16 protein-coding genes and 1 pseudogene are annotated in these 18675 nt (G+C 66.6%); 11 read left to right on the forward strand and 6 right to left on the reverse strand.

The window, feature by feature from the left end; translation table 11 throughout:
* Positions 1–92 precede the first annotated feature (92 nt).
* Positions 93–1304, forward strand: coding sequence for a PcfJ domain-containing protein (locus GIW81_RS05340; RefSeq protein ID WP_154738266.1), 1212 nt, complete (start codon positions 93–95; stop codon positions 1302–1304).
* Between the two features lie 33 nt (positions 1305–1337).
* Here the strand turns inward: GIW81_RS05340 and GIW81_RS05345 are convergent, their stop codons facing one another.
* Positions 1338–3011: an isovaleryl-CoA dehydrogenase gene (locus GIW81_RS05345; protein ID WP_154738267.1), complete on the reverse strand. Its 1674-nt coding sequence runs from the start codon at positions 3009–3011 to the stop codon at positions 1338–1340.
* A gap of 128 nt (positions 3012–3139) precedes the next feature.
* Here GIW81_RS05345 and GIW81_RS05350 point away from each other — a divergent pair, with 128 nt between their 5' ends.
* Positions 3140–4099, forward strand: coding sequence for an aspartate carbamoyltransferase catalytic subunit (locus tag GIW81_RS05350; RefSeq protein ID WP_154738268.1), 960 nt, complete (start codon positions 3140–3142; stop codon positions 4097–4099).
* Positions 4096–5436: a dihydroorotase gene (locus tag GIW81_RS05355; protein WP_154738269.1), complete on the forward strand. Its 1341-nt coding sequence runs from the start codon at positions 4096–4098 to the stop codon at positions 5434–5436. Before GIW81_RS05350 ends, GIW81_RS05355 begins: the two co-directional genes overlap by 4 nt.
* A 48-nt stretch (positions 5437–5484) precedes the next feature.
* On the opposite strand, the pseudogene GIW81_RS05360 reads toward GIW81_RS05355, so the two are convergent.
* Positions 5485–5808: pseudogene (locus GIW81_RS05360) on the reverse strand (endonuclease domain-containing protein); the annotation flags it as partial.
* 210 nt (positions 5809–6018) lie between these two features.
* On the opposite strand from GIW81_RS05360, the gene plsY reads away from it, so the two are divergent.
* Positions 6019–6636 carry a glycerol-3-phosphate 1-O-acyltransferase PlsY gene (gene plsY, locus GIW81_RS05365; RefSeq protein WP_154738270.1) on the forward strand — a complete coding sequence of 206 codons (618 nt, stop codon included), beginning with the start codon at positions 6019–6021 and terminating at the stop codon, positions 6634–6636.
* Positions 6623–7780: a DNA-processing protein DprA gene (dprA, locus tag GIW81_RS05370; RefSeq protein WP_324614901.1), complete on the forward strand. Its 1158-nt coding sequence runs from the start codon at positions 6623–6625 to the stop codon at positions 7778–7780. Before plsY ends, dprA begins: the two co-directional genes overlap by 14 nt.
* Before the next feature lie 12 nt (positions 7781–7792).
* Here dprA and GIW81_RS05375 read toward each other — a convergent pair whose 3' ends face one another.
* Complete coding sequence (locus GIW81_RS05375) at positions 7793–7990, reverse strand: hypothetical protein (RefSeq protein WP_154738271.1); 198 nt, start codon at positions 7988–7990, stop codon at positions 7793–7795.
* Positions 7991–8234: 244 nt separating this feature from the next.
* Between GIW81_RS05375 and topA the strand changes: the two genes are divergently transcribed.
* The 4 genes from topA to rpmG all read left to right on the forward strand — a co-directional run bounded on the left by topA (position 8235) and on the right by rpmG (position 14095).
* The gene (gene topA / locus GIW81_RS05380; protein ID WP_154738272.1) at positions 8235–10961 is read left to right on the forward strand and encodes a type I DNA topoisomerase; all 2727 of its coding nucleotides are present in this window, start codon (positions 8235–8237) and stop codon (positions 10959–10961) included.
* Between the two features lie 34 nt (positions 10962–10995).
* Positions 10996–13269 (forward strand): ribonuclease R, encoded by a 2274-nt coding sequence (gene rnr / locus GIW81_RS05385; protein ID WP_154738273.1) that lies wholly within the window; start codon positions 10996–10998, stop codon positions 13267–13269.
* A 90-nt stretch (positions 13270–13359) separates the two neighbouring features.
* Positions 13360–13806, forward strand: a complete 447-nt coding sequence (locus tag GIW81_RS05390; protein WP_154738274.1) for a DUF983 domain-containing protein — start codon at positions 13360–13362, stop codon at positions 13804–13806.
* 121 nt (positions 13807–13927) lie between these two features.
* On the forward strand, positions 13928–14095 hold the full coding sequence (gene rpmG / locus GIW81_RS05395; protein ID WP_154738275.1) for a 50S ribosomal protein L33: 168 nt from the start codon (positions 13928–13930) through the stop codon (positions 14093–14095).
* 588 nt (positions 14096–14683) lie between these two features.
* Here the strand turns inward: rpmG and GIW81_RS05400 are convergent.
* Both GIW81_RS05400 and GIW81_RS05405 read right to left on the reverse strand, forming a co-directional pair.
* Positions 14684–16054 (reverse strand): PleD family two-component system response regulator, encoded by a 1371-nt coding sequence (locus GIW81_RS05400; RefSeq protein ID WP_154738276.1) that lies wholly within the window; start codon positions 16052–16054, stop codon positions 14684–14686.
* 20 nt (positions 16055–16074) lie between these two features.
* Positions 16075–16497, reverse strand: a complete 423-nt coding sequence (locus GIW81_RS05405) for a response regulator (RefSeq protein ID WP_154739518.1) — start codon at positions 16495–16497, stop codon at positions 16075–16077.
* A 179-nt stretch (positions 16498–16676) separates the two neighbouring features.
* Between GIW81_RS05405 and GIW81_RS05410 the strand changes: the two genes are divergently transcribed.
* Positions 16677–16970 carry a DUF3572 domain-containing protein gene (locus tag GIW81_RS05410; protein WP_154738277.1) on the forward strand — a complete coding sequence of 98 codons (294 nt, stop codon included), beginning with the start codon at positions 16677–16679 and terminating at the stop codon, positions 16968–16970.
* On the opposite strand, the gene GIW81_RS05415 is transcribed toward GIW81_RS05410, so the two are convergent.
* Positions 16960–17835, reverse strand: a complete 876-nt coding sequence (locus tag GIW81_RS05415; protein WP_195930400.1) for a cell envelope integrity EipB family protein — start codon at positions 17833–17835, stop codon at positions 16960–16962. The genes GIW81_RS05410 and GIW81_RS05415 overlap by 11 nt on opposite strands.
* A 195-nt stretch (positions 17836–18030) precedes the next feature.
* On the opposite strand from GIW81_RS05415, the gene GIW81_RS05420 reads away from it, so the two are divergent.
* A complete protein-coding gene (locus GIW81_RS05420; protein WP_154738279.1) occupies positions 18031–18498 on the forward strand; it encodes a RidA family protein in 468 nt (155 codons plus the stop codon).
* Positions 18499–18675: the final 177 nt, after the last annotated feature.

The following is an 18675-nucleotide window of genomic DNA, read 5'->3' on the forward strand; positions in this document are numbered from 1 at the left end:
ACGATCGTCCCAAGCGTGCCGCAATAAGCTGCGACCTTATCCTCGACGCCATCGCTTGGGCTCGTTGGCCCGATGGTGAAGTGGATTAGTACATGTCGCAGGTGACGAAACTTCTTCGCCAGCGCAGTGAGCCACGTCGCACTGTGCCGGCCCCGCAACTCTCCGACGAGCGCGAGAGCTACGCGAGCCGCTTCGCATATGCGGCGCGGCGCGAGGTGCGGCGCATGATGCGCACATCCGCGCGGCTTGCCGATCTCGCCGTCGTGTTCCCCGGAGCCATGTACGCGTTGGCGACACGGCGCGGCTCGCAGGAGGCGCGCGACACGGCCATCGCCCTCATCGAGGACGGCGCGGCGCTGAAAGCGGTGGCGCGCACGCTCGATCTGCCGCTGTGGCTGCGGCGGCTGCCGCCTGAAGCGTTCCAGAAAGAGGTGCTGCCGGTCCCGTCGAGCGAAAGCTTCACGCGCCGCATCGCCACGCGCTTACCGGCGGCGCCGAGCCACGGCGCCCTGTGGCTCGACTCGGTGGCGTTCGGCGCGCGCGCCTGCAACGACGACTTCGCGCTGTGGCTGGCCGACCAGGCGATCTTCGGCGAGCCGGGCAAGCCCGAGCAGATGTTCGGCGTGCTCGCCGCCTACGCCTGGCACTCGCGCGCCGCGCAGACTCGCGCCAACGGTCTCATCGTCGTGCCGTGGCGGCCGGAGATCGCCTTCGACACCGCGCTCTGCGCCGCAAAGAGCTGGCTCAACCGCATGCGCCTGACGCTGCAGCTCGGCCCCGGCGTCTTGACCGATCCGTGGTTGTCGGGCGGGCAGGTGCGCGGCTTCACGTTCGTGCCGCTGCTCGACCGCATGGAGATCCTGGCGGAATCGCGCGCCATGCAGAACTGCGCCGACCAGTACGCCGAGCGGCTCGCCGACGACCGCTGCCGGCTGTTCTCGATCCGCCGCGACCGCGAGCACATCGCAACGCTGGAGATCGGCCCGCACGCGCGCGAGGCCGGGATGCTGGCGATCACCCAGCTCAAGGCGCGCCATAACATGGCGGCGCCGCTCGACGTGTGGCAGGCGGCATATGCGTGGCTCGCGGCGCAGAGCGGACTGCGGCGCCTGCCGCCGCGGATTCCCCCCGAGCGGCAGCTCGACAACGACCTGTGGACCCAGCTGATGGCGCCCTACCGCAAGCGCACGCAGGGCGCCCCGTGGTTGGCCGAGGTCGCGACACAGGCGGTGTTCGATAGCCTGAACGCGGAGATGGCGGACCTGGCGCGCCGCGGCGGCGTCTCGTCCTGGCTGTTTACGTAGTCCCGGAATTTCGGGATACGCAGCCCGTCCCCCTCAGCTCTTATGCGGGGAGGCGCGGGCGAGGATGGCGCGCACGTCGGCGTGCTCGAGGCCTTGCCCGTAGGTCTGCCGCGGATCCCCGGCGATGCGCGTGGCGATGAACGCGTCCGCCACCGCCGGCGGGGCGTGGGCGCGCAGGATCGTCGCCGCCGCCAACACCGCGAACCCTTCGACAAGCGTGCGCCCGCGCGCGTCGAGCAGCTTCGGCTCCTGCAGCATGGTCTCCAGCCGCTGGTGCGCGCGGCGCAGTATCTGATCGTCGCCGGCGGCACCGACGAGCTCGTCCATCACCACCTGCACCGCCGCCGGCTCGCGTTGCAGCACGCGCGCGACGTCCAGCGCCATGACATTGCCCGATCCCTCCCAGATCGAGTTGACCGGCACCTCGCGATAGAGACGCGCCAGCGGCGCCTCCTCGACGTAACCGTTGCCGCCGAGGCACTCCATCGCCTCGGCCACGAGCGGCGGCGCCATCTTGCACACCCAGTATTTCGTGACCGGCGTCATCAGCCGGCGCCAGGCGGAGGCCCGCGGGTCGTCGGCGCGGTCGAAGGCGCGGGCTAAGCGGAAGGCGAGCGCGGTTGCCGCCTCGACGTCGAGCGCCATGTCGGCCAGCACCTGTTGCATCACCGGCTGATCGATCAGCTTCTTCTGAAACACCGTGCGGTGATCGGCGTGGTGCACGGCGTTGGCGAGCGCGACACGCATCAACCCGGCGGAGGCGACGGCGCAATCAAGCCGCGTGTGCGTCACCATCTCGATGATCGTGGCGACGCCGCGCCCCTCCTCGCCAACGGCGCGCGCGTAGGCGCCGTGGAACTCGACCTCCGAGGACGCATTCGAGCGGTTGCCGAGCTTGTCCTTCAGCCGCTGTAGGTGCAGCGCGTTGACGCTGCCGTCGGGCCGGAAGCGCGGCATGAGAAAGCACGTGAGACCTTCGGGGGCCTGCGCCAGCACCAGGAACGCGTCCGACATCGGCGCCGACAGGAACCACTTGTGACCCGTGATGCGGTATTCACCCCCCGCCCCACCACCGGCGACGGGCTCGGCGATTGTGGTCGAGGCTCGCACGTCGGTGCCGCCCTGCTTCTCCGTCATGCCCATGCCGAGCGTGACGGCGGTCTTGGCGGAAGCCGGCGCAAAGCTCGGATCGTATGTGTAGGGCAGAATGCGCGGCAGCCACTCGGCGGCGACGTCCGGCTGCTGAAGGAGCACGGGAACCGCGGCGCTGGTCATGGTGATGGGGCAGCAGTGCCCCGCCTCCATCTGCGCCGCCATATAGAAGGCACCGGCGCGCGCCACGTGCGCACCCGCCGGTCGCGCTCCGCCCTTCTTGCCGAGGTGGGTCCACACGGAGCTGTGCAGGCCCTCCATACAGCTCGTGCGCATCAACGTGTGGTAGGCCGGGTGAAAAGTGACCGTGTCGCGCCGCTTCCCGTAGCGGTCGTGGGTGGAGAGCTTCGGCGTCACCTCATTGGCGAGGCGGCCGCGCTCCAGCGCCTCGGCGCTGCCCGCCACCTTCCCGAAGGTGTCCAGCGCCCCCGCCGCGTGTCCCCCGCCTTCCCGCTCGACTGCGTCGATTAGCGCGGCGTCGGTCGCATAGAGGTTCACGTCCTCCAAGGGCGGTGGCTGGTTCAGCACCTCATGCGTTGTAGATCGCGCGCTCATGCAGGGTTTTATGGCGTTTCAGGGTGGCAACATGCTACCAGAGCTTAACGAATTCCCCAGGTCATCCATAACCTGGGCTCTGAGCGCGGTTGCCCTCGGAGCGGACTCTGCCTATACAAACGCCTTTAATGAGCAACGCAGCAGCCAAAGTCGAGGCGCTCCACTTTCCGCACCGCCATCTCCTCACGGTCGAGGGGCTCGGTGCCACCGAGATCAATTTTCTCCTCGATCTCGCCGACAGTGCCGCCGACGACAACCGCCAAGTCGGAAAACGCCGCGATATTCTGCGCGGTCGCACCCTGATCAACCTGTTCTTCGAAGCCTCCACGCGCACGCAGTCGTCCTTCGAGATGGCGGCCAAGCGCCTGGGCGGCGACGTCATGAACATGAACGTGTCGACCTCGTCGGTGCAGAAGGGCGAGACGCTGATCGACACGGCGATAACGCTCAACGCCATGCGCCCGGACATCATCGTCGTCCGCCACCACGCGGCCGGTGCGGTGGAGCTGTTGGCGCAGAAGGTCGACTGCTCGGTCGTCAACGCCGGCGACGGCTCGCACCAGCACCCGACGCAGGCGCTGCTCGACGCGCTCACCATCCGCCGCGCCAAGGGTCGCATCGCCGGCCTCACCGTGGCGATTTGTGGCGACATCCTGCACAGCCGCGTCGCCCGCTCCAACATCATCTTATTGAACGCCCTCGGCGCCCGCGTGCGCATCGCCGCCCCGTCGACCTTGCTGCCCGCTGCGCCCGAGCGTCTCGGCGCCGAGGTCTACACCGACATGTGGAAGGCGCTCGAAGGCGCCGATGTCGTCATGATGCTGCGCCTGCAGCGCGAGCGCATGGAAGGATCGTACGTGCCGTCGAGCCGCGAGTACTTCCACTTCTTCGGTCTCGACCACGAGAAGCTCGCCCGCGCCAAGCCCGACGCGATCGTCATGCATCCGGGTCCGATGAACCGCGGCGTCGAGATCGCCTCGACCGTCGCCGACCATTCGTCCAGCGTCATCCGCGAGCAGGTAGAGATGGGCGTCGCCGTGCGCATGGCGGTGCTCGAGGCGCTGGCCCGCAACCTGCCGAAACGATGAACGCTGCAACCACCACCGCCAAACGCCCTCCGCGCGACGCCAAGGCGCCGCCGGCCACCGCCTTCATCAACGCCCGCATTATCGATCCGGCCTCGAACCGCGACGAGCCGGGCGGCCTCGTCGTCCGCGACGGCGTGATCGCCGACATCGGTCCGCAGCTCAGGCGCAACGCACCCGAAGGCGCCGACGTCATCGACTGCAAGGGGCATGTGCTGGCGCCGGGCCTGATCGACGCGCAGGTGTTCACCGGCGAGCCGGGCTTCGAGCATCGCGAAACCTTGAAGACCGCGAGCCACGCGGCCGCAGCCGGCGGCGTGACGACGATGGTCGTGATGCCGGAAACCAATCCCGTCATCGACCAGGTGGCGCTCGTCGACTTCATCCAGCGGCGCGCGCGCGACAACGCCATCGTCCACGTCCACACCATGGCGGCGATGACCAAGGGCCTCAAGGGCGAGGAGATGACCGAGATCGGCCTGTTGCAGCGGGCCGGCGCCATCGCCTTCTCCAACGGCAAGGCCTCCGTCGCCAACACGCGCGTGATGCGCAACGTGCTGCTCTACAGCCGCGACTTCGGCGCGCTCATCGTGCACCACACCGAGGATCCGTATCTCGCATCCGGCGGCGCAATGAACTCCGGCGAGGTGGCGGCGCGGCTCGGGCTGCCCGGCGTGCCGAAGGCTTCCGAGACGATCATGCTGGAGCGCGACGTGCGCCTCGTCGAGATGACGCGCGGGCGCTATCACGCGGCGACGATCAGCTGCGCGGAAAGCCTCGAGGTGATCCGCAACGCCAAGGCGCGCAAGCTGCCGGTGACCTGCGGCGTGTCGATCAATCACCTGACGCTCAACGAGAACGACATCGGGCCCTACCGCACCTTCTACAAGATGCGCCCGCCACTGCGCTCCGACGACGATCGCGCGGCGATGATCCGCGGCCTCGCATCGGGCGACATCGACATCATCGTGTCGAGCCATGATCCGCAGGACGCCGACGACAAGCGGCGCCCCTTTGCCGAGGCGACCGACGGCGCGGTGGGTCTCGAAACGCTGCTGCCGGCGGCGCTGCGCCTGCACCATTCGGGCGAGCTGCCGCTGATGAGCATCCTGCGCGCGCTGACGATCAACCCGGCGAAACTGCTCGGCTTGCAATCGGGGCGGCTGGCGAAGGGGGCAATCGCCGACATCATTCTCTTCGATCCAGGCGAGCCGTGGGTGGTGAACAAGGACCTCTTGCGCTCGCGCTCGAAGAACACGCCCTTCGACGAGAGCAAGATGCAAGGGCGCGTGCTGCGCACCCTCGTCGCCGGCGAGACCGTCTTCCAGTACGGCGCGTAAGTTCCCTCTCCCCGCCTGCGGGGAGAGGGTTAGGGTGAGGGGCAGCAGCTAGCGCCCAAGTTCAAGCTCGCGCAGAAGCCATTCAAGAACGCCATCGATGTTGCGCTCGACATCGTCGTTGGTAACGCGACAGACGCGATAGCCCATACGTTCCAGGTTGGCTGTCCGGGCGGCGTCATTCGCGGTCTCCACGTCGCTTCCGTGCGTGGCGCCATCAACTTCAACAACTAGCTTCCGCTCGCGGCACAGGAAATCAGCGAAGTACAATCCAATGGCCGCTTGACGAATAAACCTGAAGCCTGAAAGCCGACGGCTGCGCAGCTCCTCCCAGAGTTTCTCTTCGGCGCCAACCTGACGCGACCGGAGAGCACGTGCCCGGTTGGTTCGCTACGGCTGCGGCCCCCCGCATAATGTCCACCCGCCGGTCCCAGTTTCTGCCCCTCACCCTAGCCCTCTCCCCACGCAGAGAGTAGGCGTGGGGAGAGGGGATGATGCGCAGTACGGTTGCAGGGGGAACAGACTGCCGGTAGCTTGGCGGCGAGCGGACCTTGAGTTCCGCCAGTCATCTAATTTTTCGCGGCCATGGACCACCTCATCAATCCCTATACGCTGGCCGCCATTGCCCTCGGCTACCTCCTCGGTTCCATTCCGTTCGGCTATCTGCTGACGCGCGCCGCCGGCCTTGGCGATGTGCGCGCCATCGGGTCCGGCAACATCGGCGCCACCAACGTGCTGCGCACCGGGCACAAGGGCCTCGCCGCGCTCACCCTGCTGCTCGACGCGCTCAAAGGCACGGCCGCGGTGCTGGTCGGACACTGGATCGGCGCGCAGGGCGGCGAAGCCATCATGGCATCGCTGCTCGCCGGCCTCGCCGCCTTCGTCGGCCACGTGTTCCCCGCGTGGCTCCAATTTCGCGGCGGCAAGGGCGTGGCCACCTATATCGGCGTGCTGCTCGGGGTGGATTGGCGCGCCGCGCTGACCTTCTGCGCCGTCTGGCTCGCCATCGCGCTCGTGACCCGCTACTCGTCGCTGTCGGCGCTCATCGCCGCGCTGGCGACGCCGGTCGGGCTGCTCGCCATCGGCGATATCGCCACGGGGCTGCTCGCCGCCCTCATGTCGGCGCTCCTTATCTACAAGCATCGCGCCAACATCCGGCGCCTGGCGGCCGGAGAGGAGCCGAGGATCGGTGCCAAGGCGTGAGCCGAGCGTCGCCGCGCCGCGCGATGTCGCTGCCGAGCGCATCGCGGCATTGCAGCTCATCCGCTCGGACAACGTCGGTCCCGTCACCTTCCGCGAATTGCTGAGCCACTACGGGAGCGCCGTCGCAGCACTCGCCGCGCTGCCCGAGCTGTCGCGCCGCGGCGGCTATCGCAAACCGATCCGCATCTGCCCGCGGGCGGATGCCGAGGCGGAGCTGGAACGCGCCGACGCCGGCGGCGCGCAGCTGCTGATCGTCGGCGAGGCGCAATACCCCACGGCGCTGGCTGCGCTCGATGCGCCACCGCCGCTGCTCTACGTCAAAGGCAACCAGGCACTCCTGCAGCGCTCGATCATCGGCATCGTCGGCGCCCGGCAGTGCTCGGCCGCAGGCGCCAAGCTGGCACGCCAGTTCGCCGCCGAGATCGGCCGCGGCAGCTTCGTCATCGCCTCCGGGCTGGCGCGCGGTATCGACGCCATGGCCCACCTGGCTGCGCTCGACACCGGCACCATCGCGGTGCTGGCCGGCGGCCTCGACGTCGTCTACCCCCCCGAGCACGCAGAGCTACAGGACAAGATCGCCGAGCGCGGCTGCCTCGTCAGCGAAATGCCTTTCGGCTTTGTCCCGCGCGGCCAGGACTTTCCCCGCCGCAACCGCATCGTCTCCGGTCTGTCGCTGGGCGTCGTCATCGTCGAGGCGGCGCGCCGATCGGGCAGCCTCGTCACCGCGCGGCTCGCCGCCGAACAGGGGCGCGAGGTGTTCGCCGTACCCGGGCATCCGCTCGACCCACGCGCCGAGGGCACCAACAAGCTTCTAAAGTCGGGCGCCACGCTCGTCACCGAGGCGGAGGACGTGCTCGCGGCGCTGGTGCCGCTGACGCGCGGCGCGACGGCGCACCTGCGCGAGGATCCGCCGCCGCCGCGCCAAGGCGTTGCCACGTCGCTCCCTCCAGCGTCCCTATCGGAGGACGAGCGCGGCCGGGTTGTGGCGGCGCTCGGGCCGGCGCCGATCGACGTCGACAGCGTCGTGCGCTCGACCGGGCTCGGCATCCGCAGCGTGCAGATCGCGCTGATGGAGCTGGCACTCGCCGGACGCATCGAGAGGCACGGAGGCGGCCTCGTCTCGCTGACGCCGCTCGAGCACTAACGCGCTTGGACCTCAGTGACTGTTGTCGTCGTTCTGGATGCGGGCCTCGACGAGCGCGGCAGCGAGGATGGCCGACAGCGTCCGCTGCCCCGACCGGTCGGCCAAATGCTTCAGCTCGTGAATGAGGTCGCAGAGGTATCCGAGCGTCGGGGCGCTGCGCACGGGCGGCGGCTGCCCTGTGCCATTGTTGGGTTCGTTTGGGCCTGTCATTGCTGATGAATGTCCCGACCGCTACCGCTCCTGGTCGTGGTAAATAACATTCACAACCTGAGATGGCAAGACGAAGCCGGCACACGCCCAGCGGGCCGTGAATTTGACATGGCCACATTCCTCTCCCATGTTCCCCGGCCGAACGGACCGCCGCAATGTTGGGCGACACCCTTGGGCTCCCCGGCCCGCAAGCCCCGATTTACGGGCCTCCGCCCTTGCTCCAAGCCAGCCTGAAAGCATGTAGATGAACGTCGTCATCGTCGAATCGGCTGCCAAGGCCAAGACCATCAACAAGTACCTGGGCGGCGGCTACAAGGTCATTGCCTCGTTCGGCCATGTGCGCGATTTGCCCGCCAAGAATGGGTCGGTCGAGCCCGACAAAGACTTCGAGATGCACTGGGATGTCGACCCTAAGTCCCAGAAAATCATGAAGGAAATCGCCGATGCGGTCAGAACGGCCGACAAGCTGATCCTCGCCACCGACCCTGATCGCGAAGGCGAGGCGATTTCCTGGCACATCCTGCAGATCCTCGAGCAGAAGAAGGCGCTCAAGAAGGACACCCCGGTCGAGCGCGTCGCCTTCAACGCGGTCACGAAGCAGGCGATCATGGCGGCGCTCGCCGAGCCGCGGAAGATCGATGGCCCCCTCGTCTCCGCCTACCTCGCCCGCCGGGCGCTGGACTATCTCGTCGGCTTCACGCTCTCCCCGGTCCTGTGGCGCAAGCTGCCGGGCGCCCGGTCGGCCGGACGCGTGCAGTCGGTGGCGCTGCGCCTCGTCTGCGACCGCGAGCGCGAGATCGAGGTCTTCAGGACAGATGAGTACTGGACCATCGACGCGACGATGGCGACGGCCAAGGGCGAGGAGTTCCCTGCCCGCCTCAACGCCATCAACGGCACGACGCTCAAGAAGCTCGACATCAAGAAGGGCGACGAGGCCAACGCCATCAAGGCGGCCATCGAGAAAGGCGACTTCCGCGTCGTCTCGATCGACAAGAAGGGCGTGAAGCGCAACCCGTACGCGCCGTTCGCCACCTCGACGCTGCAGATGGACGCCTCGCGCAAGCTCGGCTTCTCGGCGAAGCAGACCATGCAGGTCGCCCAGCGCCTCTACGAGGGCGTCGACATCGGCGGCGAGACGGTCGGCCTCATCACCTATATGCGAACCGACGGCGTCACCATCGTGCCGGAGGCGATCAGCGCCATCCGCGGCCTCATCGCCCGCGAGTACTCGCAGAAGTTCGTCGCGCCGTTCATCCGCGAGTACAAGACCAAGGCGAAGAACGCCCAGGAAGCGCACGAAGCCATCCGCCCCACCGAAGTCAGCCGCAAGCCATCCGATGTCGCCAAGTATCTCGAGAAGGACCAGGCGCGGCTTTATGAGCTGATCTGGAAGCGCGCCGTGGCGAGCCAGATGGCCTCGGCGGAAGTCGAGCAGACGGCGGCCGACATCGAAGTGAAGGGCCGCGACGGCAAGACCTATACGCTGCGCGCCACCGGCTCCGTCATCCAGTTCGAAGGCTTCCTCAAGGTGTACGAGGAAGGCCGCGACGACCGCATCCACGCCAACAAGGGTAAGGACGACGTCGCACCCGACGAGGACGATGCCAGCCGCCGCCTGCCGGCGCTCAACCAGGGCGACAAGGTCACCGACCGCTTGATCGAAGCCGAGCAGCACTTCACCCAGCCGCCGCCGCGCTACTCGGAAGCGACGCTGGTGAAGAGGATGGAAGAGCTCGGCATCGGCCGGCCGTCGACCTATGCCTCGACGCTCGCCGTGCTGCAGGAGCGCGAGTACGTCCGCGTCGACAAGAAGCGGCTGATCCCCGAGGACAAGGGACGGCTCGTCATCGCCTTCCTCGAAGGCTTCTTCAAACGCTACGTCGAGTACGATTTCACTGCCGACCTCGAGGATAAGCTCGACCTCATCTCCGACGGCAAGCTCGCCTGGAAGGAAGTGCTGCGCGATTTCTGGCGCGAGTTCACCGGCTCGGTCGACGACATCAAGGATCTGCGCGTCGGCGAGGTGCTCGAAGCGCTGAACGAGATCTTAGGCCCGCACATCTTCCCGCCCCGCGAAGACGGCGCCGATGCGCGCACGTGTCCCTCGTGCAAGAGCGGTCGCTTGAGCCTGAAGATTTCCGGCAAGTACGGCGCCTTCATCGGCTGTGGGAACTACCCGGAGTGCCGCTTTACGCGCCAGCTCAGCGACGTCAACGGCGGCGACACGGAAGGCGTCGGTCCCGACGGCAAGCTATTGGGCGAGGATCCCGAGACTGGACTCCCGGTGACGCTGCGCACCGGCCGCTTCGGCCCGTACCTGCAGCTCGGCGAGGGTTCCGAGGACGAGAAGCCCAAGCGCTCCAGCATTCCAAAGGGCGTCGACGCGGGATCGGTCGATCTCGAATTCGCGCTGAAACTCTTGTCTCTCCCGCGCGAGGTCGGTCTGCATCCGGAAACGGGCAAGCCCATCAGCGCCGGTCTCGGCCGCTATGGACCGTTCATCCTGCACGACGGCATGTACGCCAACGTCGAAGGCATCGAGGAAGTGTTCTCGGTCGGCCTCAACCGCGCTGTGGCGCTGCTCGCCGAGAAGGCGGCCGGCAACAAGAGCCGCTTCCAGCGCGCCAAGCCGACCGTGTTGAAAGATCTGGGCGAGCATCCGGACGGCGGCGGCAAGATCGAGGTGCTGTCGGGCCGCTACGGCCCGTACGTGAAGCACGGCGCCGTCAACGCGACGATCCCCAACGGCAAGGACCCGGCAGCTCTCAGCGTGGCGGAGGCCGTCGAGCTCATCGCCGCACGCGCCGCCAAGGGCCCGTCGAAAAAGAAGAAGCCTGTGCGCAAAGCCTCCACCGAAAGCAAGGCTGGCGCGAAAGACGCCAAGCCCGCCGCGAAAGGTGGCAAAGTGAGCAAGACAGCTAAGGGCCGTTCGGTTAAGAGCAAGCGCGAGACAGCCGACGCCGACACGTAAGGCTCCAACATGCCGCCTCGCCGGGCACGCTGACATGCCGCGCCGACCCAAGGGCCCCAAGAGCGGTCCACCCAAGCGCGCAGGACTGCCCGGCCGCGACGAGATCCTCGAGTTCATCAAGACGTCGCCGACCAAGGTCGGCAAGCGCGAGATCGCGCGCGCGTTCGACGTGCGCGGCCCCGATCGCATGGAGTTCAACCGCCTGCTCGCCAGCATGGCCGAGGACGGCATGCTGTCGGGCGATCGCAAGAGCCTGCGCCAGAAGGGCGGCCTGCCGCCGGTCACGATCCTCGAGGTGACGGGGCGCGACGAGCAAGGCGACCTCATCGCCAAGCCTGCCGTGTGGGAGGAGGAAGGCGAGCGCCCGGAAGTTTTGATCACGCCGCGCAAGGCGCGCGGACCGGAGGTCGACATCGAGGCGAGCATCGGCGTTGGCGACCGCGTGCTGGCGCGCATCAACGAGATCGACGATCCGAGCGCCGGCTATCGCTTCGAGGCCTTCCCGATCAAGCGGCTGCCGCGCGAAAAGCGCCGCCTTATCGGCATCTATCGCGCAGCACGGCGCGGCGGTGGCACGATCGAGCCGGTCGACCGCAAGCAGCTTCGCTCCTGGTCGCTGGCGCCGGGCGACGAAGGTCCGGCGAAGGACGGCGACCTCGTGCGCTTCGATCTGGCCAAGAAGGGCCGCATGCAGGTCCCGCAGGCGCGGGTGCTGGAAGCGCTCGGCAACCCCAACGACCAGAGGCAGATCAGCCTCATCGCCGTGCACGCGCACGGCATCCCCGACGACTTCCCGGAAAGCGTCATCACCGAGAGCGAGGCGCTCACTGAGCCGACGCTCTCCGGCCGCACCGATCTGCGCGGCGTACCGCTCGTCACCATCGATCCGCCGGACGCGCGCGACCACGACGACGCGGTCTATGCGGAACCCGACGCCGACGCGGGCAATCCCGGAGGCTGGGTGGTGCTCGTCGCCATCGCCGACGTCTCGCACTTCGTGCGGCCGGGCTCGAAGCTCGACCGCGAGGCGCAGATGCGCGGCAACTCGGTCTACTTCCCCGACCGCGTCGTGCCGATGCTGCCCGAGCGCATCTCCAACAACCTGTGCTCGCTGCGCGAAGGCGAGAACCGCGCCTGCCTCGTCGTGCGGATGATCTTCGACAAGAACGGCAGCAAGCGCTCGCACACCTTCATGCGGGCGATGATGCGCTCGGCAGCGAAGCTCAGCTATCAGGAAGCGCAGGCGGCGATCGACGGGCGCCCCTCCGACAAGGCGGGACCGCTGCTCGACCGCGTGCTGCGGCCGTTGTGGGCGGCGTACGACGTGCTGGCGGCGGCGCGCGACAAGCGCCAGCCGCTCGACCTCGACTTGCCCGAGCGCAAGATTCTGCTCGACGATAGAGGTCGTGTCGCCAACATCGTGACGCCGGAGCGCCTCACCGCGCACCGGCTGATCGAGGAGTTCATGATCCAGGCGAACGTCGCCGCGGCGGAGCAACTCGAGCAAAAGAAGACGCCCGTCGTCTATCGCATCCACGACCAATCCTCGAAGGAGAAGCTAGCGAGCCTGCGCGAGTTCCTCGATACGCTCGGTATGAAGCTTCCACAGGCCTCGACGCTGAAGCCCGAGCACTTCAACGGCATTCTGCAGCGCGCCAAGACGCTGCCCGTCGCCGATCTCGTCAACGAGGTGGTGCTGCGCAGCCAGAGCCAGGCGGAATACAACATCGACAACATCGGCCACTTCGGCCTGAACCTGCGCCGCTACGCGCACTTCACCTCGCCGATCCGCCGCTACGCGGATCTCCTTGTGCATCGCGCGCTGGTGAAAGCATTGAAGTTCGGCGAAGGGGGACTGGAAGATTTCGAGATCGGGCGGCTGCGCGAAGTGGCGCAACAGATCTCGGATGCGGAGCGGCGCGCCATGGCGGCCGAGCGCGAGACCGCCGATCGTCTCATCGCCGCGCATCTCGCCGACCGCGTCGGCGCAACCTTCACCGGACGTATCGCCGGCGTCACGCGCTCGGGCCTGTTCGTGCGCCTGAAGGATACGGGCGCCGACGGCTTCGTGCCCGTGTCGTCGCTGACGAATGACTTCTACAATCACGTCGAGGCGCATCACGCACTCGTCGGCAAGCGCACCGGCGAGACGTTCCGGCTCGGCGACACCGTCGAAGTGAAGCTCGTGGAGGCGATCCCGTCGGCGGGCGCACTTCGTTTCGAGATGTTAACCGAGGGCAAGAAGGGTCGCGTTGCTGCACCGCAACCGGGATTTAAAGGCAAATTCCGCAACCGGCGGCGTCGCTAAGCCGCGCACGGCGCGGCCTTTCGTCCGTTGACCTGAAGCAGGTCAAGCGCGACCTTCCATGGCAGAGCAGCGGGAGCAAGGAAGCAGGCGATGGTGGAAGAAGCGACCACTTTCTCGGAGCCGACCGCACGCGATGTCACGCTCGCCGTCCGGCGCGCCACGTTCGGCAAATGCCCCGCCTGCGGCAACGGCAAGCTCTACCGCAAGTACCTCAAGGTGGCAGACAACTGCTCGGCCTGCGGCGAAGAACTGCATCATCATCGCGCCGACGACGCGCCGCCCTACTTCACCATCCTCATTGCCGGCCACTTCATCGTCGCCGGTGTCATGATGGTGGAAGAGAGGTTCCAGCCCGACTACTGGATCCACCTCGCCATCTGGCTGCCGTTGACGATGGGTCTGTGCCTGTGGATGCTGCCACGCGTGAAGGGCGCGCTCGTCGGCCTGCAGTGGGCACTGCGCATGCACGGCTTCGGCGGTCGCGACATTCACGATCCGGCGGAGCCGACGCCCGAGCCAATCGCACCCGCGCAATAGCCGGGCTGCGATAAAACGCGTTCAGCCCGACGTTTGCTTGACAGCCGATCCGCCGTGGCTATGGTGCGCGCTCGCTGCGAGCCCGCAGACAGTTTTCAGGTTCCCCTAAGGTCCCCCGAATATGGCCAAGCCCGTAACGCAGAAGATCAAGCTGCTGTCGACCGCCGGCACGGGGTTCTTTTACGTGACGAAGAAGAACCCGCGCACCAGCACCGAGAAGCTCGTATTCAAAAAGTACGACCCGGTCGTCAAGAAGCACGTCGAGTTCAAAGAGACCAAGATCAAGTGAGCCTGCGGGCACTCGGCGCGCGCTCATGAAGCCGCGCGCCAACGGACGGCAGCGCAGCCACAAACATGGTTGATTTGCAAAAGGGGAGCGGTCGGGAGACTTGACCAGGGCCCGCAACTCAACCCGGCAGCGGGGTAGTTAGTCCGAGAAAGCCACGGACCCTGGTCTAGTAACCAGATGGATCGTCAAAGAGGGCGTTGACTCCCCGCCTGGTGCCGTGGCTGGTCCGGTGCAGCTTCAACGAGGAGGCCACTCTAGCCGCTGAGACCAAGCCACGATTTTCCCGCCCTATCAGGAAATGCGGCGGACCTGATAGTACGGAAAACCAAATTGTCGCGTGGGATGCTGGCCGCCCGCCTGAAGAAGCCCCACGCGCGAAATCTATCGACCCCCTCAAGAAATGGTAATCTGACAGAGGACCTTGGTTAACGCAAGTTACGCTTTGACTGTGATCAAATCATCACGTCGAATCGCCATCGCCACAAAGCCGCCCAGATTGCATGTGCATGGCGCTCCGCGCGCCACAGATGGCGGCGCGCCCCCAATCCGACTCACCATTGAAATGTCTTTGCTTTTGGCTCGACGCGGCTAAGCGGCGTTGGCCGCTACGCGATTGCGCCCGCGGCGCTTGGCGGCGAACAACGCACTGTCGGCCCGGCGGAAGACGGTCTCGGGTGTGTCGTCCGGGCCTTCGAGTGTGGCAAGTCCGACGCTCGCCGTCAGATGGATCCCCTGCCCCGGGCCGATGGGGAATGCGTCAGAGGCGATCGAGACCCTCAGCCGCTCGCCGACCTGATAGGCGCGCGCCATCGTGGTGTCCGGCATGATGATCAGGAACTCCTCACCGCCGAACCGGCAGGCAAGATCGATGCCGCGGGTGTTGCGCCGGAAGCGGGCCGAGAACTCCTTCAAGACCGCATCGCCCGCATCGTGGCCGTAGGTGTCGTTGACCTGCTTGAAGTGGTCGATGTCGGCGAGCAGAACCGACAGCGAGCGGCCGCTGAGGCGCGCCTCGTCGACGAGTGTCGTGAGGTGCGTCTCCATATAGCGGCGATTGTGCAGGCCGGTCAGCGAGTCGATCACCGATGCCTCGATGCTCTCCTCCAGCCGGTTGCGCAGGTGGTCGGAGTAGCGCTTGCGCTTCACCTGCGTGCGCACGCGGGCGAGCAGCTCGTTGTGGTCGACGGGGCGCATAATGTAGTCGTTGACGCCCATGTCGAGGCCGCGCAGCAGGCGCGCCTCGTTGCCGGGCTCGACCAGGACGATGATCGGCAGATGGCGGCTGCGGTCGGTCGAGCGCGTCTGCGAGCACAGCCGCAGCCCGTCGAAGCCCGACAGCGACAGGGAGACGATCATCAGATCGAACTCTTCGTTGGCGAGCGCCTGCAGCGCCGCCTGCGGGTCGGCGGCGACCGTCGGCCGGTGCACGGTAGCAAGCCAGTCGGCGAGACGGGTTGCCGAGCGCTGGTCGTCGTCGACGACCAGAACCCGGCCTCGCTCCTCCGAGAGTGCCTTCAAGAGTGCAGCGTCCTCGCTGATGCCCATCTGCCGCCCGGTGAGCGCGCGCATGAGCATCTCGTCGGTCAACGTCTTGAGGCGCGCGAGATTCTTCACACGGGTGATGAGCGCGATCTCGTCGACCGGCTTCGTCAGGAAGTCGTCGGCGCCGCCCTGCAGGCCGCGCACGCGGTCCGACACCTGATCGAGCGCGGTGACGAGCACGACCGGAATGTGGTGCGTCTTGGGATTGGATTTGAGCCGGCGGCACGCCTCGAAGCCATCCATGCCCGGCATCATCACGTCGAGGAGCACAACGTCGACGCGCTCGCGCTCGCAGATGTCGATGGCTTCCTGGCCGGACCCGGCCGTGAGCACGTCGAAGTACTCGGCGGATAGCCGAGCCTCGAGCAGTTTCACGTTCGCCGGGATGTCGTCGACTACAAGAACTCGGGCGGTCATTTCAACTCAACGGTTACTGTTTACGCGCGCGGCTCACCGACGAAGCGCTGCACGGTCTCAAGAAAATGTCCGACGGAAATGGGCTTCGAGATGTAGGCCTCGCAGCCGCCGGAGCGGATGCGTTCTTCGTCTCCCTTCATGGCGAAGGCGGTGATCGCAACGACGGGGATGTGCCGCAGCTCATCGTCTTCCTTGATCCACTTGGTGACCTCGAGTCCTGAGATCTCCGGCAACTGAATGTCCATCAGGATGAGCGCCGGCCGGTGCCGACGCGCCAGGTCGAGGGCCTCGAGGCCGTTGCGGGTCTGAATGGTCGTGTAGCCGTGCGCAGCAAGGATGTCGTGGAAGAGCTTCATGTTGAGCTCGTTGTCTTCCACGATCAAAACCGTCCGGCCCGACGTGCGGCGCAGCGGCACGCGCGGACCTGCGGCACTGGTCTCCATGATATTCATGATGCTGCAGCTCGCACTCCCCGTCCCCTTTTGCACCGATTCTCAGTCTGGGCCGGGCCGGAGTTTGCTGGCGAAGGCGTAACCAACAGTTAATGAATAGGCGGAGGCCGCCCCAATCGGCCGTTAGACCGCTATCTTTCGACGTTTAGGTGAATTGAGGGTTGAGGCGCATGCATACCGACCGGGCAGAATCAATCGGCGTGTCGGGTCTTCTTTTCCTCGCCGGCGACATGCAGCGACTGTCCCGCTTCCTGACCATGACGGGCGTCGGCCCAGCGGAGCTGCGGGCGCAGTCGCGATCGCCCGGCATGCTGGCCGCGGTGCTCGACCACCTGATGCAGGACGAGAGCACGCTGCTCGTCTTCTGCGCGTCCGACGGCATCCCGCCAGAAGACATCGAACCGGCGCGGCGGGCGCTGGCGGAAATGGCGGGAGAAGTCGGCGACCCGGAGATCAGCGTTTGACGGGTGACGCAGGCATCGTCGGCGTCGCCGGCGCCGGAGGCGTGCCGCACTTGCCTTCCTCGAGGAACGTCAGCTCCTTGAGCTCGCCGCGGATGGCGAAATCGCCGTAGTCGATGTAGAGCCGCGACGATACGCCGTTCTCGTAGAAACGGAACGACAGCTCGTAGGTCGGCAACGCATCGAGGCGGGTCGGGCCGGGCTCGAAATAGCCGATGGCAACGGGCCAGGAGGCGGTGGCGTTGAGCTTGTCGCCGTTCGTCACGCCGGACGGCACTTGCACGCCGCCCGGACCGGCGCGCGGCCCGATGACGGCGCTCGTCTCGTAGAACTTCTCGCCCTTGTCGGAACCGTCATAGAGGTTCGCGGTGAACTGGCTATGGCCGGCGCGTGCCGCCTGGACCAGCGCGAGGGAATGCTGGATCGGGAAGTAGATGTCGGACGGCAACTTGACGGTCTTCTTGGCCGGCTTGGTGAGCTTCACCTCGGTAAACGAGGAGCCGTTGCCGGGACCGGCGCTGCCCTGCGACGCCTCGGCGAGCTTCTGGTTCTCGTATTGGCTGGAGGAGAACTTCAGGCGATGCGTGGCGAGTTCCTCGAAGCTCGAGGTGCGCAGGTCGTTGACCTGGGCAACGCCCTCCTGGTTGGTCATGCGGGTGACGAAGCGCATGTTCTGGGCGTATTCGCCGCAGCTCGTGCCGGTCATCTCGTAGACCATGCGGCCGCTCATGTCGGCGACGCCGGAACCGGGCGTCGCGTGATCGAAGGAGATGTCATACACGGCCCGATGCGGGCGGAACTGCACGGCGCCCCCGGCGACCTGGGCCAGCGGGGCGTTAAAAGGCGTGGTGAGAACCGCGGCGCTCATTGCGCAGGCAACCAAGGCTTTCGAGACGTGGGACATTCTTCCTCTCGGTCGTTCGGCCGCGCAGCCTATCCCGGACAAGTTAAACGCCGGAATACTTGATCCCCAGCCCGCCATTGCCAAGACCCGGCGCCCCGGGTCAAAAAGGCGAGCCACACGGACCCCAAGACGGCCATTGCAGTGGAAAGGGACATTAGCATGAACGACAAGGTCGAGGCGCGACTTGCGACGCTTGGTATCGTGCTGCCGGAAGCCCCGAACCCTGTCGCCAACTACGTGCCGTCGTGCCTCGTCGGCAACCTCCTGTTTATATCCGGTCAGATCTCCAAGGCTGGCGATGGCACCATCGCCACGGGGCGGCTTGGCGGCGGAATGACGGTCGCGGAAGGGCGGGAGGCGGCGCGGCTGTGCGCTCTCAACATCCTCTCCCAAGCGCGGGCAGCGTTGGGTAGCCTCGACCGCATCGTGCAGATCGCGCGGCTGACGGGCTTCGTCAGCGCGACACCCGAGTTCACGGAGCATCCGCAGGTGATGAACGGCGCCTCCGACCTTATGGTTGAGGTGCTGGGCGACAAGGGGCGCCACACGCGCGTCGCCGTCGGCGTGTCGAGCCTGCCGCTCGGCTGCGCCGTCGAGGTCGACGCCGTAATCGTCATTGGGGATTAAATCACACAAGAAGGCGCGCTCACACTATGTGGAAAGTCGGCGACCAGGTGCAGAAGGCTTCGGGCTATAAATGGCCGGGCGTAGTCGTCAGCGTGTTTGAAACGCTATCGGGAAAAACCCGAGTAGTCGTCGAATGCACGGTCCCGGATGTCGCTGGCGCACTCCATATCTATTCGC

The organism is Hyphomicrobium album (assembly GCF_009708035.1).
Taxonomy (GTDB): domain Bacteria; phylum Pseudomonadota; class Alphaproteobacteria; order Rhizobiales; family Hyphomicrobiaceae; genus Hyphomicrobium_A; species Hyphomicrobium_A album.

Excerpts from the sequence above, each read along its gene's own strand:
- GIW81_RS05340 (WP_154738266.1), top strand. The coding sequence starts at position 93 with ATGTCGCAGGTGACGAAACTTCTTCGCCAGCGCAGTGAGCCACGTCGC.
- GIW81_RS05345 (WP_154738267.1), bottom strand. The coding sequence starts at position 3,011 with ATGAGCGCGCGATCTACAACGCATGAGGTGCTGAACCAGCCACCGCCC.
- GIW81_RS05350 (WP_154738268.1), top strand. The coding sequence starts at position 3,140 with ATGAGCAACGCAGCAGCCAAAGTCGAGGCGCTCCACTTTCCGCACCGC.
- GIW81_RS05355 (WP_154738269.1), top strand. The coding sequence starts at position 4,096 with ATGAACGCTGCAACCACCACCGCCAAACGCCCTCCGCGCGACGCCAAG.
- plsY (WP_154738270.1), top strand. The coding sequence starts at position 6,019 with ATGGACCACCTCATCAATCCCTATACGCTGGCCGCCATTGCCCTCGGC.
- GIW81_RS05375 (WP_154738271.1), bottom strand. The coding sequence starts at position 7,990 with ATGACAGGCCCAAACGAACCCAACAATGGCACAGGGCAGCCGCCGCCC.
- topA (WP_154738272.1), top strand. The coding sequence starts at position 8,235 with ATGAACGTCGTCATCGTCGAATCGGCTGCCAAGGCCAAGACCATCAAC.
- rnr (WP_154738273.1), top strand. The coding sequence starts at position 10,996 with ATGCCGCGCCGACCCAAGGGCCCCAAGAGCGGTCCACCCAAGCGCGCA.
- GIW81_RS05390 (WP_154738274.1), top strand. The coding sequence starts at position 13,360 with ATGGTGGAAGAAGCGACCACTTTCTCGGAGCCGACCGCACGCGATGTC.
- rpmG (WP_154738275.1), top strand. The coding sequence starts at position 13,928 with ATGGCCAAGCCCGTAACGCAGAAGATCAAGCTGCTGTCGACCGCCGGC.
- GIW81_RS05400 (WP_154738276.1), bottom strand. The coding sequence starts at position 16,054 with ATGACCGCCCGAGTTCTTGTAGTCGACGACATCCCGGCGAACGTGAAA.
- GIW81_RS05405 (WP_154739518.1), bottom strand. The coding sequence starts at position 16,497 with ATGGAGACCAGTGCCGCAGGTCCGCGCGTGCCGCTGCGCCGCACGTCG.
- GIW81_RS05410 (WP_154738277.1), top strand. The coding sequence starts at position 16,677 with ATGCATACCGACCGGGCAGAATCAATCGGCGTGTCGGGTCTTCTTTTC.
- GIW81_RS05415 (WP_195930400.1), bottom strand. The coding sequence starts at position 17,835 with ATGAGCGCCGCGGTTCTCACCACGCCTTTTAACGCCCCGCTGGCCCAG.
- GIW81_RS05420 (WP_154738279.1), top strand. The coding sequence starts at position 18,031 with ATGAACGACAAGGTCGAGGCGCGACTTGCGACGCTTGGTATCGTGCTG.